The sequence below is a fragment of the Halomonas sp. AOP7-B1-5 genome (assembly GCF_052353045.1).
Taxonomy (GTDB): Bacteria; Pseudomonadota; Gammaproteobacteria; order Pseudomonadales; family Halomonadaceae; genus Vreelandella; species Vreelandella colorata.
On record NZ_JBQTDC010000107.1, the window covers coordinates 1 to 1,306 of the forward strand.

The 1,306-nt window shown below is 53.7% G+C and carries 1 protein-coding gene and 1 other annotated feature; the gene reads left to right on the forward strand.

Annotation, left to right across the window (positions count from 1 at the left end; genetic code table 11):
- Nucleotides 1-50: 50 nt before the first annotated feature.
- Nucleotides 51-1,267 (forward strand): IS3 family transposase gene (locus ACT3XD_RS19565; protein ID WP_192539956.1). Its coding sequence is split into 2 segments (ribosomal slippage): nt 51-336 and nt 336-1,267, totalling 1,218 coding nucleotides; the frame shifts between segments, so codons are not numbered across the junction.
- Nucleotides 326-442 (forward strand) — a sequence feature (AL1L pseudoknot). Its footprint overlaps the gene before it by 117 nt.
- Nucleotides 1,268-1,306 lie beyond the last annotated feature (39 nt).

Consider the following 1,306-nt stretch of genomic DNA (forward strand, 5'->3'; position numbering starts at 1 on the left):
TGAACCGCCCCGGCTTTACCGGAGACTCCATATCTTGAGAGGATGGAGTTATGAACTCAACAAAACGATATTCCTCAGAAGTCCGGGAGCGAGCTGTTCGATTAGTCCTTGAACAGCAAGGCGAATACCCGTCCAGGTGGGCGGCGATCTGCTCCATTGCCAGCAAGTTTGGCTGTTCACCAGAGACCTTAAGAGCCTGGTGCAAACGCTCAGAACTCATGCAGGAAGATAGCTCGGCTAATCTGCCTAAAAATGAACGACTCAAGCAGCTAGAGCGTGAAAACGTCGAATTGAAGCGCGCCAATGAAATTCTCCGTAAGGCGGCTGCTTTTTTCGCCCAGGCGGAGCTCGACCGCAAACCCAATTGATGGTGTCATTTATCGACGAGCATCGTGCTCAGTTCGGGGTCGAGTCGATTTGTAGCCAGCTGCCAATCGCCCCATCGACGTATTACCACCACAAGGCACTTGAGACCGATCCTGAGCGGCGGGCAGATCGATATCGGCAGGATGCGTTTCTTACTGCTGAGATTCAGCGCGTGTGGGAAGAAAACTTCTGCGTCTACGGTGCTCGTAAGGTCTGGCGGCAACTCCGCCGTGAGGGCGTTAATGTTGCTCGTTGCACCGTAGAACGACTCATGCGACGCCTGGGAATTCGCGGCGTGGTGCGAGGCCAACGCCCCTTCACGACGATCAGTGATCCCGACCAGAAACGAGCACCTGATTTAGTGAAACGTGACTTTACGGCCATGCGTCCAAATCAGCTTTGGGTGGCCGATTTTACCTATGTTGCTACCTGGTCTGGCTTCGTTTACGTTGCGTTCGTTATCGATGTTTATGCACGCTGTATCGTGGGTTGGCGCGTAGCAACGTCGATGAAAACGGGACTGGTACTGGACGCTCTGGAGCAAGCACTGTGGGCACGAAAGCACAGGCAAGGGTTAATCCATCATAGTGATAGAGGAAGCCAATATCTCTCGATCCGCTACACAGAGCGTATGGCTGATGAGGGTATCGATGCCTCCGTCGGCACCACCGGTGACTCCTACGACAATGCGCTGGCCGAGACCATCATCGGCTTATTCAAAACGGAGGTGATTCACCATCGTGGACCATGGAAAGGGCGAGATGCCGTTGAGTATGCCACGCTGGAATGGGTTGACTGGTTTAACAATCGCCGACTGCTGGAACCCATAGGAAACGTTCCACCAGCAGAACGAGAAAGGACGTATTATCGTCAATTGGAGGAGTCGGGTGAAGCTGCCTGACTCAAACAAACCGGTCTCCGGAATAACCGGGGCGGTTCA